The organism is Burkholderia sp. Ac-20344 (genome assembly GCF_017104975.1).
GTDB lineage: Bacteria > Pseudomonadota > Gammaproteobacteria > Burkholderiales > Burkholderiaceae > Burkholderia.
Genome location: NZ_JAAGPP010000001.1, coordinates 1 through 16,066, shown reverse-complemented (window position 1 = coordinate 16,066; position 16,066 = coordinate 1). Strand labels below are relative to the sequence as shown.

General features: G+C 66.2%; 12 protein-coding genes. 3 read left to right on the top strand and 9 right to left on the bottom strand.

Annotation, left to right across the window (positions count from 1 at the left end; translation table 11 throughout):
- Nucleotides 1-13: 13 nt before the first annotated feature.
- The gene (locus G3N64_RS00060; RefSeq protein ID WP_205781763.1) at nt 14-1,480 is read right to left on the bottom strand and encodes a PLP-dependent aminotransferase family protein; all 1,467 of its coding nucleotides are present in this window, start codon (nt 1,478-1,480) and stop codon (nt 14-16) included.
- Between the two features lie 313 nt (nt 1,481-1,793).
- Between G3N64_RS00060 and G3N64_RS00055 the strand changes: the two genes are divergently transcribed.
- The gene (locus G3N64_RS00055) at nt 1,794-2,444 is read left to right on the top strand and encodes a pyridoxamine 5'-phosphate oxidase family protein (protein WP_205781762.1); all 651 of its coding nucleotides are present in this window, start codon (nt 1,794-1,796) and stop codon (nt 2,442-2,444) included.
- Nucleotides 2,445-2,582: 138 nt separating this feature from the next.
- On the opposite strand, the gene G3N64_RS00050 is transcribed toward G3N64_RS00055, so the two are convergent.
- Nucleotides 2,583-4,412, bottom strand: coding sequence for a S53 family peptidase (locus tag G3N64_RS00050; protein WP_205781761.1), 1,830 nt, complete (start codon nt 4,410-4,412; stop codon nt 2,583-2,585).
- A gap of 63 nt (nt 4,413-4,475) precedes the next feature.
- Nucleotides 4,476-5,039, bottom strand: coding sequence for a hypothetical protein (locus G3N64_RS00045; RefSeq protein ID WP_205781760.1), 564 nt, complete (start codon nt 5,037-5,039; stop codon nt 4,476-4,478).
- A gap of 169 nt (nt 5,040-5,208) precedes the next feature.
- On the opposite strand from G3N64_RS00045, the gene G3N64_RS00040 reads away from it, so the two are divergent.
- On the top strand, nt 5,209-5,979 hold the full coding sequence (locus G3N64_RS00040) for an APH(3')-II family aminoglycoside O-phosphotransferase (protein ID WP_346778787.1): 771 nt from the start codon (nt 5,209-5,211) through the stop codon (nt 5,977-5,979).
- 84 nt (nt 5,980-6,063) lie between these two features.
- Here the strand turns inward: G3N64_RS00040 and G3N64_RS00035 are convergent, their stop codons facing one another.
- From G3N64_RS00035 to G3N64_RS00015, 5 genes are all read right to left on the bottom strand, one after another.
- Nucleotides 6,064-6,684, bottom strand: a complete 621-nt coding sequence (locus G3N64_RS00035) for an ankyrin repeat domain-containing protein (protein ID WP_205781758.1) — start codon at nt 6,682-6,684, stop codon at nt 6,064-6,066.
- A gap of 77 nt (nt 6,685-6,761) precedes the next feature.
- Nucleotides 6,762-8,297 (bottom strand): catalase, encoded by a 1,536-nt coding sequence (locus G3N64_RS00030; RefSeq protein ID WP_205781757.1) that lies wholly within the window; start codon nt 8,295-8,297, stop codon nt 6,762-6,764.
- Between the two features lie 327 nt (nt 8,298-8,624).
- A complete protein-coding gene (locus G3N64_RS00025; RefSeq protein WP_205781756.1) occupies nt 8,625-10,112 on the bottom strand; it encodes an efflux transporter outer membrane subunit in 1,488 nt (495 codons plus the stop codon).
- A gap of 13 nt (nt 10,113-10,125) precedes the next feature.
- Nucleotides 10,126-11,712, bottom strand: a complete 1,587-nt coding sequence (locus G3N64_RS00020; RefSeq protein ID WP_205781755.1) for an MDR family MFS transporter — start codon at nt 11,710-11,712, stop codon at nt 10,126-10,128.
- On the bottom strand, nt 11,705-12,829 hold the full coding sequence (locus G3N64_RS00015; RefSeq protein WP_205781754.1) for an HlyD family secretion protein: 1,125 nt from the start codon (nt 12,827-12,829) through the stop codon (nt 11,705-11,707). The genes G3N64_RS00020 and G3N64_RS00015 overlap by 8 nt, the downstream gene beginning before the upstream one ends.
- A gap of 92 nt (nt 12,830-12,921) precedes the next feature.
- Between G3N64_RS00015 and G3N64_RS00010 the strand changes: the two genes are divergently transcribed.
- On the top strand, nt 12,922-13,755 hold the full coding sequence (locus G3N64_RS00010; RefSeq protein WP_205781753.1) for a CerR family C-terminal domain-containing protein: 834 nt from the start codon (nt 12,922-12,924) through the stop codon (nt 13,753-13,755).
- A gap of 27 nt (nt 13,756-13,782) precedes the next feature.
- Here G3N64_RS00010 and G3N64_RS00005 read toward each other — a convergent pair.
- A partial coding sequence (locus tag G3N64_RS00005) for a mechanosensitive ion channel domain-containing protein (protein WP_205781752.1) occupies nt 13,783-16,066 on the bottom strand: 2,284 nt, incomplete at its 5' end.

The following is a 16,066-nucleotide window of genomic DNA, read 5'->3' as shown; positions in this document are numbered from 1 at the left end:
CCGCGCGCGATGCTCAGCAGCGCAGGCGGCCGCGGTGCTCGATGACGGCCGCGAGCTGCATCGTCGCGGCCTCGATCGTCGCGTCGTTCAGCCCGGCGTATCCGAGCACGAAACCGTTGTACGGCCGGCCGGCGCCGACCCGATAGCTGCTCAGCGGCTGAAGCAGCAGGCCATGCGCGGCCGCGGCGCGGGCGACGTCGATATCGTGCAGCGGCATCGCGAGATCCGCCGACAGATGCATGCCGCCCGGGCTGTCCCGAACGCTCAGCGCGGTGCCGAGGTGGCGGGCGAGTGCTGCTTCGAGGCTGCGCCGCCGCTCGGCGTACAGCGTCCTCATCTTGCGCAGGTGCCGTGCGAAGAGGCCGGTGTCGATGAATTCGGCCATCGCCAGTTGATCGGCCGAGTGGCCACGATGGACGAGTTCGCGCAGCGTTCTGGTGAAGCGTTCGACGAGGACCGGCGGAACCACCATGAAGCCGAGCCGCAGCGCGGGAAACATCGTCTTGCTGAAGGTGCCGAGATAGCAGACCGGCGCGTCGGCCTGCAAGCCCTGGATCGCGGGCAACGGCTGGCCGCCGTGGCGGAATTCGCTGTCGTAGTCGTCTTCGATGATCCACGCGCCGCACGCACGTGCGCGTTCGACGAGTGCCGCGCGCCGCCGGGGGCTCATCAGCGCGCCGAGCGGGTATTGATGCGACGGCGTCGTATAGATCAGCCGGGGCGGCCGGGTGCGCCACTGTTCGTCGGATGGCGCCATCCCTTCGTGATCGACCTCGATCGGCACGATATCCAGGCCGGTCGACCGGAATGCGGTTCGGGCGCCGTTGTAGCAGGGGTTCTCGAGCCAGCCGGATTCACCGGGATTCGCCAGCATGCGCGCGCACAGTTCGAGGCTGCTTTGCGTGCCGTCGGTGATGAATACCTGGCCTGTTTCGCAGCGCACGCCTCGCGAGACCCGGATGTACGCGGCCACGGCACGCCGCAATTCGGGCAGCCCTTCGACCGGGCCGTATGCGAGCTGCGCGGGCTTGATGACTTTCCATGCGCGCTCGACGCAACGGCGCCATTGGGCAATGGGGAATTCGTCGAGCGAAGGGAGGCCGGGAACGAACGGCAGCATGCGCTCGGGTTCCGGATCGGCGTTCTCCAGTCCATGCACGCGCTCGGACAATCGAACCGGGGCCGGTCTGCTTTCGAGCCCGGTGCTCGAACGGCTGCGTCCGTCCCATAGCGTGACGGTACCGTTGCGCGTGGCCGCCACGAAGCCTTCCTCGGCAAGGCGCTCGTACGCATAGACCGCCGAATTGCGCGCGATGCCCAGCTCCGCCGCCAGCACGCGCGTCGACACGAGCCGCGTACCGGGCGGGATGTGTCCGTCCAGCAGCATGTTGCGCAGGCTCCGGTAGAGGGCTTCCTGCTGGCTGTGGCGTGTCGTGCCGTCCTGTCCGGAAAGCGATGAGATGAGCAGCGCGAGATCCATGGGCTGGTTCCAGAAATTTCCGTTGAGCTGGTTCTTTTGAAGATTCGGCGCGTATCGTATCGTTCACGTTCTCGCGGTGCCGGCCGGTGCGCGGGTCTTTCCGGTGTCGTCACGGATAGCGGCACGCGCGTATTTTGATCGATTTGGCAAGCGACTGTCGATGGACCGATCGACCGGTCGATCAGGCATGGAAGCCGCACGTATCCGATTGAATTAACTTCGCAGTGCAAATATATATCGCGTGAATGCCTGCGTCTTGCCGGAACGCAGGCCGCACGATGCGCGCCAGGGCGCGCGAACAGGAAAACGAAACATGAAAGACCAGGCCGTCATCTCTCCCACATCCCGCACCACCATTCGCCGCCTGCCGGAACTGGCGAATCGCGATCGCGCGATGCTTCATCGCATCGTGGACGACGCCTACGTCTGTCACATCGCGTTCGGTACAGGCGAGGACACGCACTGCATCCCGACCGCCCAATGGAGACGGGGCGATGACCTCTATATCCACGGGTCCAACGGCAGCCGGATGATCAAGGCGCTGTCGGCGGGCGTACAGGCGTCCGTCGCGATTACGTTGCTGGACGGTCTCGTGTTGGCCAGGTCGGCCTTCAACCATTCGATGAATTATCGATCCGCAGTGATCTACGGGCGGTTCGAGATGGTGGAGGGGCGTGCGGACAAGCTGGTGGCGCTGGATGCATTGATGGACAAGATCGCACCCGGTCGAAAGCATGACGCGCGGCCCGGCAACGAGAAGGAACTGAATGCGACCAGCGTGCTGCGGATTGCCCTTGCGGAAGCGGCCGTGAAAGTCAGCGATTCAATGCCGTCCGACAAGGACGAAGATCTCGCGCTCGCTGTCTGGACGGGGATCCTGCCGCTGAAGACGACGCGCGGCGCGCCGGTTCATGCGGACGGCAACGTGCCGGTGCCGGACTACGTCCGGAACTGGGCCGAGTGAGTGGCGCGGGCACGGCCGTGTTTGCATGGTGATTGTCCCGCGACGGCTTGGTAGCCTTCGCGGGTTGTTCAAACGATCGCATCCGGTTCCACGTGTGCGCGACGGTGCGCACGCGGAACCGGGTCGGTCATCGATCCATCAGCGTGCGAAATCCGGCGTGCTCTGGATGAACGTATTGAGCTTGGAGATGTTCACGCTGCCGAAGCCCGTCGTCGCGTCCCAGCCGGCCTTTGCCTTGTAGCCATAGGTGCCGCTGCCGTTGTTGCCGGACGTGACGTCGTGCAGCAGGGCCGCGTTGTTCGGGAAGTACTTGTAGATGCTCGACGCAGGGAACCCGAGTGCATTGTTGTTCGCGGACTGCAGCCGCGCCCAGATGCCCGTGAAGATCGGCGCGGCGAGGCTCGTGCCGCCTTCGTTGTTCAGGTAGCCCGAGCCCCACAGCGTGTCGGACGTCTGGCCGTTCACGACGAGAATCGCGCCGGTGCGCAGGTCGGCATCGAAGCCGACGTCAGGCAGGGCGCGCTTGGTCGATCCGGTGAGGCTCGACGATTGCCACGATGGCGCGGTTTCGTACTTGCTGTACCCGCCGCCCGTCGACCACACGGTGCCCGGCTGCCAGCTCGGATCGTTCCAGACGATCTCGCTGTTGTACGCGTTGGTCGACGTATTGGTGAACAGCGTCGTGCCGCCCACCGCGATCACGTACGGCGACGTTGCCGGCTCGCTCACCGTGTAGGTCGAGCGCGACGGCGTGCCGCTCGCGCATTCGTACGCGCCATGGTCGCCGGCGGATACCGAGAAGGTCTGCCCTTGCGCGATCGCCTGCTTGAAGATGGTGTCGTCGGTTGCCTGCGAGCCGGTGCTGTTCGAGGACGATTCGCACACGCCGAGCGACACGTTGATCACCTTCGCGACGTTGTCGGTCACGGCCTTGTTGTACGCGGCGGTGATGGCCGTGAGCGTCATCGACGGCGCGACGTAGAACACGACCTGCTTCACGCTGCCGCCGGCCGTGCCGACGATCGACTGGCTGTCGAGGTTCCATTCGACGGTGCCGTCGGTGTCGGTGTACGAGCTGCCGGACGGGCCCGTCTTCACGATGCTGCTGCTGATCGTGCCGAGGCCGTTGTTTGCGGCGAACGTATTGAGGTCGCTCACCGTCTGCGACAGGTCGCCTTCGGAGATGATGCCGACGGTGGTTTGCGAGGCGGTCGGCGTGCCGTCGCCGCCGTAGATCGACGAAAATTCGGTCGGGTTGTGCGGCACTGCCGATGCGCCGGCCGGAATCGTCAGGTTGCTGGTGTTGCCTTGCGGCTGGCTGCCCGCGCCCGTGTGCATCAGCTCGACGTTCTGCAGGCCCAGCACCGCGCCCACGACGCTGCCGATCGCGTTCGGTACTTGCGCGGCGTCGGTATTCGCATAGACGCTTCGACCGTTGCGTGTGAAGCGCTTGAGCGTCGTGCGGAACGCGGACTTGATGGTTGCCGCGGTGCCGGACGCGGATACCAGCAGGCGGTTCGGCGCGACCACGATGTTCACGAAGCCTTCCTTGCGCAGATGCGCAACGACCGAGGCGACCTGCTGGTCGGTCGGCGCATATTGTGCCGCGAACTGCGCCGGCGTGAGGAACTGCCGGTAGTGCGGTGAACCAGGCGTATGCAGGTCGTGCAGGTATTGGTCGAGTTGCGTTTCATTGCGCAGGTTCAATCCGAGCACGATGTCCACCGATTCGCCCGGCGCCATCTCGACGGCTGCCGCCGCAGCGGCGGCCGTGCTCGCGGCAGGCGCGCCGGCCGTACCGGCTTCGCTCTGCTGCACGAGGGGCAGGAAGCCCTTGGTGCGCGTTTCGGTCCAGCCGGCTGCGGGCGCGGCGTAGACGGTCGCCATGCCGAACGATGCGGCGGCGGCGGCGAATACGAGCTTGACGAAGCGAATGTGCTTTTGATTCTTGTCTGCAACCTGATTCATTTGAATTACCCCTCCGGTTGAACATCGAACGGCACGAACAACAACGGTCGACAGCGGTGCGGGTCATGCACCGCCGATTTCTGTCGCATGCGTGCGGATGGCACGGACGCGACAGGGCCTTTCGCCCGATCCGGAAAGGCGTTTTTTCTCCGGGGGCGAAATACGGAAAGCGCGGTAACGGGAAGGCTGCGCCGCGATGCGACGCAACCGCGCCGGACATGGCGCGGGCGGGATTGCTAGAGCAACAGTTTCGTTGTCCTGCTCATTTGATTCGATCCTTCGGCCCGCTGCCGGATGGCAGTCGTCCAGTGAGATGTATCGGGATGTTGCATGCGCCGGCGCGCGAACGATACAGCCGGCGGCGAGCACTGCGGTGCAGCGGAAGCGAAAAAACGTAGAGCGGAAGCGATTGCGCGGTGAGCAATTCGTCAGATTGCTTGCATCGGACGGTATCAAGAACAAAAGCGAGGTGTCAAACTTTTTTTGATTATATGAAACTAAATTAAAGCGGATAGGCGCAATATTTTTGAAAATATTGGCAGTGTTTTGTAATATTCGAGCCAACAAAGAAAGTAATGCCGAATTCGATTTGCCGATCGTTTCTGGTTCGACGTGTAATCGGCGCAATGGGCCGATCGTGTTCGAGGCGTGACTCGAATCGCCGGGGTGCGCCGGAGAAAGCCGAGTCCGCGGGCAGCGGGAAGCGGGGCATGAAGTCGCGAGGTGTCCGGCGTTCCGCATGCCGGCACGCTCAACGAGGATCGAACCTGACGTGATCGATAACGACAAGCTTTGCATCGAAGTGCCTGCAACCTGGAAGGCCGTGCTGGCAGATTGCCGATGGACGCGGCAGACGGAAGGGCAGTCGGGTGCCGCAGTGTTCCGGCTCGATGCGCGCGACGGAACGCGCCGGTTCGTCAAGACCGAGCCGGCCGGACCGCTGGCCGAACTGCGCGACGAGGCGGCGCGACTGCGCTGGCTGACGACGGCGGGCTTGCCGGGTGCGCAGGTGCTCGATGTGGCATCGGCGGCGGGGCGCGAGTGGATGCTGCTGAGTGCCGTTCGCGGCGAAAATCTCGAAGTCGCGCGGCTCGGGCCGGCCGCGAAGGTGGTGATCATTGCCGACGCGCTGCGTGCGCTGCATCGGCTCGATCCGGCAACCTGCCCGTTCGATCACGGTGCTCCATCTCGCATCGATCGCGCTTGCGCCCGGATGCGTGCGGGGCTCGTCGACGAGGACAACCTCGATGACGCGAATAGGGGTTTACCGCTCGACGAACTGTTCGCCAGGATTCAGGCGAGCCGGCCGTTGATCGAGGACAGGGTCGTCGCGCATGGCGACGCGTGCCCGCCCAACTTCATGGTCGAAGACGGTCGTTTTTCGGGCTTCATCGATTGCGGGCGCCTTGGCGTGGCCGATCGCTATCAGGATCTGGCGCTGGCGGCGCGCGATATCGAAGCGGCGCTCGGCGACGAATGGGTCGCGCCGTTCTTCGCCCGGTATGGAATCGAGCAGCCCGATCCGGGCCGGATCGCTTTCTATCGGCTGCTCGACGAGTTTTTCTGAATCCGCGCGCGAGGTTTCGCGGGCCGTGCAAGAGATTGCCTGCTTGTTCCCGTGGTATCGTAAATAAGAAGGAATCCTGCTTTTCTACCGTCCCGCACCTGCATGCCGCAGCGCATCCACAGCTTCCGCGTTGTCGTGCGACTGCGCGAGCTGCAGCAGCGACTGGCCGCGCCGATCGACATGATTCGGATTCGCACCGTGCGCGACGAGGAGCGGAATCAGCTCGAATCGATTGAACAGCGTGGCGAATCCCAGCGCGGTTTCCCCGGCGCCGTTCGTCTGGTCGATCGGGCATTGCGTGTCGATCAGGCGCCGCGCGATGTCGGGTTCGTTCCTGAAGAGCGCCCCCATCAGCGCCGTGTTGCCGTGACGGTCGCCGGCGCATGCGTTTGCGCCGGCCGACAGCAGGTAGTCGAGCGCGGCTGGCTGGCCGTCGTAGGACGCGAGTATCACGGCCGTAAAGCCGTGATTGTCGGTGGCGTCGACGGGATAGCCGGCGTCATGCAAGGCACGCAGGATGTCGACGCGTCCGACGCGGGCGGCGTCGAACCAGTCGCCGTCGTAGCGGCGCAGCGCGGCAGGATCGGCCTGCGAATAGGCCGGCCGGTCGGGCAGGTGCGCGCAACCGGCGAGCACGGCGAGCGCGGTCAGCGCCAGGGCGGTTGCGGTCGAGCGGATCGCGCGCGTCAGGCGTTCGGATTGCATGAGGATGTCCTGATGGTTGGGTAGGGTCGACGTGCGCGGCGCAACCCCGCACGTCGACAGCGACCGGAGCCGCGGGATCAGTTTTCGCTCAGCTTCGCCGCGAGCGATTGCACTTGCCCGACGTCGGCGTGAACGGCTTGCGCGAGACGCGTGCCGTAGTCGGCATCGGCCTTGTAGAAGTACGACAGCATCGCATACTGGTTGTGCGCGTTCGTCACCTTGCCGAGATCGCCGGACAGCGCGGTGATCAGGTCGTCCCTGTCCTGCTGCGACAGGCTGCGGTAGTACTCGCCCGCCTGGCGGAAGCGCAGCTTCTTGTGGATCGCTTCCTGCTGCGTCGTCCCGCCGAGCGTCATGCGTACGGACTTGTACTGCGGATCCGGCGCGAGTTCATGCAGCGTCGACGGTTCGTAGTTCACCTCGCCCTTGCGGTCGCCGGCGTTCATCTTGCCGTCCTGGTTGTTGTTGACCACCGGCACGACGGGCCGGTTGATCGGCAGGTCCATGTAGTTCGCGCCGAGCCGGTACATCTGCGTGTCGGCGTACGCGAATAGGCGATCCTGCAGCATCCGGTCTTCGGACGGCTCGATGCCCGGCACGAGTCGCGACGGCGCGAACGCCGATTCCTCGGTCGACTGGAAGTAGTTGTCGGGCACGCGGTTCAGCGTCATCGTGCCGATCTTGCGCTCGGGGACGCCGGTCCACACCTTCGTATCGTCCAGCGCATCGAAGTCGAACCGGTTCAGGTCCTGCGGCGTGAGCACCTGCACGTACAGATCCCATTTCGGGAAGTCGCCTTGCTTCAGCGCGCCGTACAGGTCGTTCGTCATCATGTTCCAGTCGCGCCCGATCGACGCGTTGATGTCTTGCGGACGCAGGCCGTGCACGCCTTGCTGGCTTTTCCAGTGGAACTTCACGTAGTGCACGTCGCCGTGCGCATTGACGAACTTGAACGCATGCACCGCGAAGCCGTCCATGTGACGATACGAATCGGGCATGCCCGCATTCGTGTACAGCATCGTCAGCATGTTCGTCGCTTCGGGCGTGTTCGCGAAGAAGTCGAAGGCGAGGTTCGGATCCTGCACGCCGGTCACGGCACTCGGCTTGTTCGCGTGAACGAAGTCGGGGAACTTGATGCCGTCGCGAATGAAGAACACGGGCCAGTTGATGCCGACCATGTCCCAGTTGCCCTGTTGCGTATAGAACTTCACCGCGAAGCCGCGCGGATCGCGCGCCTGTTCGGGCGAGCCGCGATAGCCCATCACGGTTGAGAAGCGCACGAACACCGGCGTGCGGGTGCCCGGCGTGAAGACCTTCGCTTTCGTCAGGTTCGAGATGTCGGCGGTCGGCACGAACTCGCCGAATGCGCCGGTGCCGCGTGCATGCACGACGCGTTCCGGAATGCGCTCGCGATCGAAGCGCTGCAGTTTCTCGATGAGTGCGGAGTCTTGCAGGAGCACGGGGCCGGCAGGGCCGGCCGTCTGCGAATTCTCGTTGTCGCCGACGGGGGCGCCCGTGTCCCGAGTGAGTTCGGCGGCATGGGGGGATGCGGAAAGTGCCACGCAGAGTGCGGCGACTGCGTGTGTCAGCACGCGACGGGAAGATGAGGACATGACGATGGAACTCCTTGAATCCGATCGGTGGTGGGGAAGCCGACTGAATTAGAAGAGATCGTCAGACGATTGGCCAATTGATATTGGATATGTTTCCGATAGGGGCGGCATCGATGCGGTGCGAGCCCGGATGTTGTCGGCACGGGTGGTGAATATTGTTGTGCGCGCAATGAGCTGTTGCGTCACGCATCGAGAGGCGATCCGCGAGCGTCGAACACCGACGTTTGAACGTGCGATGCCTGGCGCGGTTTTGGCCGTCCGCAATTCGCGCACCGGTGCCGCAGCAGCCTCGACGAATCCGGCCGTGCGGCACCGATCGACGCGACGTCAACCCGCACCGGTCTGCCATCCGAGTCCTAGGCTCTTCTGCAGCGACACGTAGTCCTTGATCAGTTCGGCCCGCCCGGCGATCACGTTCTGCTGCGCGGACAGCGCTTCGCGTTGCGTATCGAGCAGGTCGATCATCGATGCGACGCCCGCGCGATAGCGCTCGTCCATCAGCGATCGGGAATGCACGGCCGACGTCTGCACCTTGGTGAGTGCAACGACGTGCTCGCGCTGGTGCCCGTAACGCTGCAAGGCCGTGTTGGCATCCTGCAACGCAGCGAGCACCGCTTTCTGGTAGTTCGCTTCCGCTTCGTCGCGCGATGCTTCGGCAGCACGCACCGCGCCGCGCGTGCGCCCGAAGTCGAGGATGTTCCATTGCAGATACGGCGCGCCGACCCACGTGAAGTTCTGCTTGCGGAGCAGATGGCCGGGATCCGACGCGCTGAAGCCGAGATCGCCGAGCAGCGTCACCTTCGGAAAATAGTCGGCGACATGCTCGCCGATCTGCGCATTGCTCGACGCAAGCCGGCGCTCGGCCGCGCGAATATCGGGGCGCTGCTTCAGCAGCGCGGCCGGATCGCCGACCGCGACGCTGCCGGGCAGCGTCGGCAGCGGCGCGTCCGGTGTCGACAGCGCCGCGTCGAGCGCACCCGGCGGGCGGCCCGTCAGGATCGCGAGCCGGTCGAGCGACTCCGTCACCTGCGCATCGAGCGGGATCAGCGACGCGCGCGTGGTTTCGACCTGCGTGGTCAGGCGTTCGATATCCACGTCGGCCGAGATGCCGCGCGCGCGGCGCTGCTGCGTGAGTTCGAGCATCTGTTGCTGCAGCTCGGCGGTGCGCTGCGACAGCGCAAGCCGTTGCTGCTGGTCGCGCAGGTCGATGTACGCATTCGCGACTTCGGCGGCGATCGACACCTGCGTATCGGCGAGATCGGCGTCGACCGCCTCCGCCTGCGCGGATGCCGCTTCGACCGCGCGGCGCGTGCCGCCGAACAGGTCGATTTCCCAGGTTGCGTCGAAGCCTGCCGAATAGAGCTGCAGCGGCCCCGAGCCGCCCAGCGACGGCGATGCCCCGCCCGACGGGTTCGAGCCGTTCGACGGCAGCAGCGAACCGAGTGCGCTGACGTCCGGCTCGCGCATGCGGATCGCGGCGACGGTGGCCGACGATTTCGGCAACTGGGCCGCGCGCTGCTGCGAGAGCTGCGCGCGCGATGCGCGCAAGCGTGCCTGCGCAGCGTGCAGATCGGGGCTGTACACGAGTGCGGCGGCGATCAGGTCGTCGAGCTGGCGATCGTTGAGCGCGTGCCACCATGCGCTTGGCGCGGGCGCAGCGGTGTCGACGCCGGAGGCCGGCGCGCGCACGAAGGTCGGCGTATCCGGTGCGGCGGGCGCGCCGCGGTAGTCGGGGCCGACCGTGCAGCCGGCGAGCAGGCACGCGGCGGCGCACAGCGTGAGCGCAGGGCGACGGGGCAGGGAGAAGGGTTTCATCGTGTAAGACGGCTCAGTGGCCGGACGACATCGGCTGCGGCCCGCGCGGCGTTCTCAGCAGCAGCGCGAGCGGCACGCAGGCGAGCAGCGCCAGGCCCAGCAGATAGAAGGTTTCGGAATAGGTCATCACGACGGCCTGGATCTGGATCTGCTGCGCCAGCTGTCCGAGCGCACGCATGTTCGAATACGCGAGGTCGCCGGTGTGCGCGAACCAGTTGGCCGCATAGGCCGACAGCCGGTCCTGCCCGATCAGCGAATTCGCCGTCACCGATTCGCGGAGCGCGGCCGTATGGAAGGTCGTACGCCGGTCGATCACGGTGCCGATGATCGCGAGCCCGATCGAGCCGCCGAGATTGCGCGCCATGTTGTAGAGCCCGGCTGCATCGCCCGAGTCTTCGCGTGCGACGGCCGCCATCGATGCCTGGTTGAGCGGCATCATCGCGAGCATCTGCGCGACGCCGCGAATCAGTTGCGACCAGACGAAGTCGTGGCCGACGCTCTGCGCGGTCAGGCTGATGTCGAGCATGCAGCTCAGGCAGAACAACAGCAGCCCCGAGATCACGAGGATGCGGAAATCGACCTTGCCGAGCAGGCGCGGCAGGATCGGCATCACGAGAAAGGCGGGCAGCCCAGACAGCAGCATGATCGCGCCCGCCTGTTCCGCGTTGTAGCCGGCGACGATCGCGAGGAACTGCGGCAACAGGTAGGACACGCCGTACAGCCCGGCGCCGACCGCGGACACGATCACGATCACGCTCGCGTAGCGCGGGTTGCGCATCAGCGACAGCCGCATGATCGGCCGCTTCGCAAAGATCTGCGACAACGCGATCAGGATCATCCCGGCGAGCGACACGACGCTCAGCGTGACGATCATCTGCGACTCGAACCAGCGTTCGCGCTGACCTTCCTCGAGCAAGACGGTGAGCGAGCTCAGCCCGATCGCGAGGCCGAAGATCCCGAGCCAGTCGGCGTTGAGGAACGAACTCCATTGCGGGCGATCCGACGGCAGCCCGAACACCAGCAGCGCCATCAGCAGCAGGCAGACCGGCAGGTTCAGGAAAAAGCACCAGCTCCAGCTTACGTTTTCCGCAAGCCAGCCGCCGAGCACGGGGCCGAACAGCGGCCCGAGCAGCACGATCAGGCCGAACAGCGTCATCCCGACCGGCAACTGCGACAGCGGCAGCCGCGTGCGGATGATGGTCTGCGCGGTCGGGATCAGGGCGCCGCCGGTGAAGCCCTGGCCGATCCGGCCGGCGATCATCATCGGCAGCGAATGCGACCAGCCGCACATCATCGAGAACGCGATGAACAGTGCGGAGTTCGTCAGCAGGAAATTGCGCAGCCCGAACACGCGCGTCAGCCACGCGGCGAGCGGGATCATCACGATCTCCGACATCAGGTAGCCGGTCGAGATCCACGTGCCTTCGGTGCCGGTTGCGCCGATTTCGCCCTGGATCTGCGGCAGCGCGGAGTTCGTGATCGAGATGTCGAGCGTCGCCATCAGCGCGCCGAGCGCGCCGGCCGCGACCGCGATCCAGTCGGTCACGCTCGCGCGGCCTTCGTGCGGCGGCGCGGGCATCGTGGCGGGCGTATCAGCCATGATGCTGCTCGTCGCGGGCCGAACGCGTATCGACGTCGACCGTCACCGAGAGCCCTGGCACCAGCATGCGCTGCGCGCGTGCGTTCGCGGCGAGGCGGATGCGCACCGGCACGCGCTGGACGATCTTCGTGAAGTTGCCGGTCGCATTCTCGGGCGGCAGCAGCGCGAACTGTGCGCCGGTGCCGGGCGCAAAGCTGTCGACGACACCGGACAGCGCGCCGTCCGGCAGCGCGTCGACGTGCAGTTCGACGGGCTGGCCGATGCGCATGTTGGTGATCTGCGTTTCCTTGAAGTTCGCGACGAGGTAGATCGAGTCGACGGGCACGACGGTCAGCAGGCGCGTGCCGGGCTGCACGTATTGACCGACGCGCACGGTGCGATCGCCGACGCGGCCGGCGAGGGTGCTGCGCACGATCGTGTTGTCGAGGTCGAGCTGCGCCTGTGCGGCGCTGGCCTGTGCGGCTTCGAGCTGCGCGCGCGCCTGCTGGAGCTGCGCGGTGAACGATGCGATCTGCGTGCGCGCGGCAGCGATCGACGCAGTGTTCGCGGCGAGCGTCGCGGCTGCCTGATCGCGCGTGCTCTTCAGGTCGGCCACGCGTTCGTGCGTTTCCGCGCCGGTCGCGGCGAGCGGCGCATAGCGCGTGTATTCGTCGCGGGTGTGCTGCGCATTGATCCGCGACACCTTCGCCTGCGCGTCGGCCTGTTCGAGATTCGCATGCTGCTGGCTGATGTCGGCCTCGGCGCGTGCGATATCGGCGCGGCGCGCGTCGACGGTCGCGAGCGACTGCGCGAGCGCGACCTGGTACTGGCGGACGTCGAGCCGCACGAGCGGATCGCCGGCCTTTACGGCCTGGTTGTCGCGCACGTAGACGTCGGTCACGTAGCCGGCGACCTTCGGCGCGGCGGTCATGCTGTCCGCCTGCAGGTATGCGTCGTTGGTGCTTTCGATGAAGCGGCCGATCGTCCACCAGCGGCCGAGCCAGACGGCGCCGCCGATGGCCGCGAGCACGGCGACGACGAGCAGGATGCGTTGCTTCGGTCCGACGCTTCCGTTGCGCGGTGTTGTTGCGGTTTCCTGACGATTTACTTTCTGTGGCGGGTCTTGCAGCGTCGACATGCTGACATCCAATTTATTCCAGGTGGAAGAATTATTCCAGTTGATAAAATTGTGTCAAGTAGAATGTCGATCGATCGAATGACGAGGAAGGCATGAACGAAGCGAAGAAGCTGCGCCGCACGTCGGCGGGCGGCTACGCCCGCGGCGACGAAACGCGCCAGCGGATCATCGAGGCGGCGATCGAACTGTTCGGCGAGCGCGGGTTCGCGGGGGCATCGACGCGCGAGATCGCCGCGATGGCCGGCGTGAACGCACCGGCGCTCCAGTACTACTTCGAGAACAAGGCGGGCGTGTACCGCGCATGCGTGGAGACGATCGCGGAGCACGGCTGGGAGGTATTCGCACCGGCGGTCGGCCATGCGTGGGCGATGCTCGATGCGGACGCGGACGTCGACGTGCTGATCGACGCGTTCGTCGGGCTGCTGCGCGCGCTGTCGGACCGGATGTTCACGGCGCCGAAGACGATGAACCAGCGGATGTTCTTCGCGCGCGAGCAAGGCGGCCAGGAGCCGGCGAGCGCGAGCGAAATCCTGATGAAGCGCATGCGCAAGCCGCTCAACGACGTCAGCGCCGAGCTGATCGGCCGCATCTCGGGGCGGCCGGCCGACGATCCCGTCACGCGATTGCGTGCGCTGAGCCTGTTCGGGCAGGTCACGGTGTTCCACATCGCACAGCGTTCGGCGCTGCAGTTGCTCGAATGGGACGCATTCGAAGGCGAGCGCGCGGCACTGCTGATCGACACGATCGCCGAACAGACGCGCGTGCTGCTCGCGCAGTGGTACGCGCAGCGCGACGAATTGGCTGCCGGTCCGGAAGCCGGCTCGAAGCGGGGGCAGGGGGCGGCGGCGAAGCGCACGGCGAAGGCGCGGGCGTCGACGCCCGCCGCAAAAAGCACTCGACGCGTGAACAAGCCCGCCGCGCGTTGAGCGCGGCGCGCCGTCAGCTCCGGCCGGTCAACCCGGCTTGCGCGCCGGTTCGGCAGGCGACGGCGGCCGGGCCGTCGCTTCGGCGGCATGGCCGTTTGCGCCGTTGTCGCCGTTGCTGCCGTTGCTGCCGTTTTCGCCATTGACGACAGGCTGCGATCCGTCCGCGTACGCGACGACGCTGCGCTGCGGATTGGCGATCCGGATGCCGCGTTCGCGGAACGTCTCCGCGATCCGCCGGTTGAATTCACGCTGCACGTTCCAACGCGTCGAATCCGTGCATTGCATCTGTCCGGCCAGCGCGAGCGTCGCGCCGTCGACCTGATCGATACCCCAGTAGCTGAAGTCCGACAGGATGCCGTCGCGGTACTTCGGATCGTCGCGCAACGCCGCGCCGATCTCCTTCAGCGTCGCGATCGCGCGATCGATATCCTCGCCGTAGGCAATGCCGATCTTGACGGCCGCGTTGCCGAGCCCGCGATTCGTGTTGTTGACGGTCGTCACCGAGCTGAACGGGATCGTGTACAGCGACCCGTCGCCGCCACGCAGCCGCACGGTGCGGATCGACAGGTACTCGACCGTGCCCGACACGCCGGCGAGCGTGACCCAGTCGCCGACCTGCATTGCGTTTTCCATCAGCAGGAAGATCCCGGTGATGAAATCCTGTACGAGCTTCTGCGAGCCGAAGCCGAGCGCGACACCGAAGATGCTGGCGCCGGCAAGCAGCGGGCCGACGTTCACGCCGAGCTGGCTGAGCCCCGTCAGCACGACGACGAGCGCGATCATCACGAACAGCAGCGAGCGCAGCATCGGCAGCAGTGTGCGTAGCCGCGCCGCGCGCACGAGATCGCCTTCACGCGTCCATCGCTGCAGCCGGCGCTCGATCGCGATGTTCGCGGCTTCCCACACGATGAGCGCGACGATGGCAGCGATCGCGATCGTCACCAGCGCCGACGCGAGCCGGTGGCCGATCGTGCCGGTTTCGAACGCGCGGAAAATCGGCACGCCCCAGACCTGCAGCAGCAGCACGGCGGTCACGATGCCGATTGCGCCCGACACGATCTGGCGCAGCAGCGGGTAGTAGCGGTACGCGTGCAGATGGACGAGCGTGCGGTCTTCGTCGCGGCCCTGGAACACCCGCGCGAGCGCGCCGAACACGACGATCGACACGATCCGCATGCCGATCATCACGGCGATCGAGCGGCCGCCGAGCGTGATCAGCACGCGATAGCCGTTGTGGACGTCGAGCGCCCACACGAACCACAGCGCCATCACGATGAATACCGACACGGGCGCCCATGCGTCCGCGAGCGCGTTGGCGATCATCGCGACGGCTGGACGGCCGTCGCCGGCCGCGCGGATCCGTGCGGCGACCGGTTGACGGCACTGCAGGATCAGTGCCGCGACCATCAGGTGCCCGACGAGCGCGACGGCTTTCAGCAGCGCGACGTGACCGGCGTCGCTGAGACCGAAGTTCGCGGCGATCTCGACAGCAGCCGTGCACGCGCCGACCACGATCACGATCCGCGCGATCGAGCGTTGCGCGAAGTCGGCCCACGCGTCGCTGATATGCAGCAACCGCAATTGCCGCGCATCGGGCTGGAAGAGCAGCCGGCTGACGATCGTGACGAGGCGGCAGATCACGTAGGTGTCGATCAGCGCTTCGAGTGCGGATTCGATCGGGGTGCCCGTATCGCCGATCACCGACATCGTCAGGCTCGCGACGCCGACGAACACGAGCAGCGGCACGGCACGCAACGCGAGGCTGACGAGCGCGCGCGGCATCCGGTGCAGCAGCGTGGTGTGGCGGAGCGCGTGGCCGCGGCCTTGCGACGCTGCGGGCGCGGCGTCGGGGGCATCGGAAGCATCGGAAGCATCGGAGGCATCGGAAGCATCGGAAGCATCGGAGGCGCCGTGCGTGGCGGCGGTGTCCGGCGGCACGTTGTCGTCGTCGGGCGTGACGGAGCCGGGCGCGGTGCGGCGCGAGGTGTCGGCGCGCCGTGCGGCCACTGCGGCCAGCGCCCGTCGCAACAGCCGCTTCGCGAACCACTCGACGAGGAGCGCGGGCACGAGCACGGCGATGATGATCCAGAGCGCGTGCGCGAGATCCGCGCGCGCGTCGGCGCGCACCAGCCTGTCATGCCACCAGCTTCCGACCGAGCCGACGTCGAGCAGCGAGTGCAGCGACTCCTTCAGCGCACTGCCGATTTCGGTGGTCCAGCGGGAACCCTGCCGGACGAGCATCGACGCGAGCCCGTTCGACGTGAGCGCGGCCGGGACCGCAGCAGCCGACGCGCCGCCGGCCGCAGCCGCA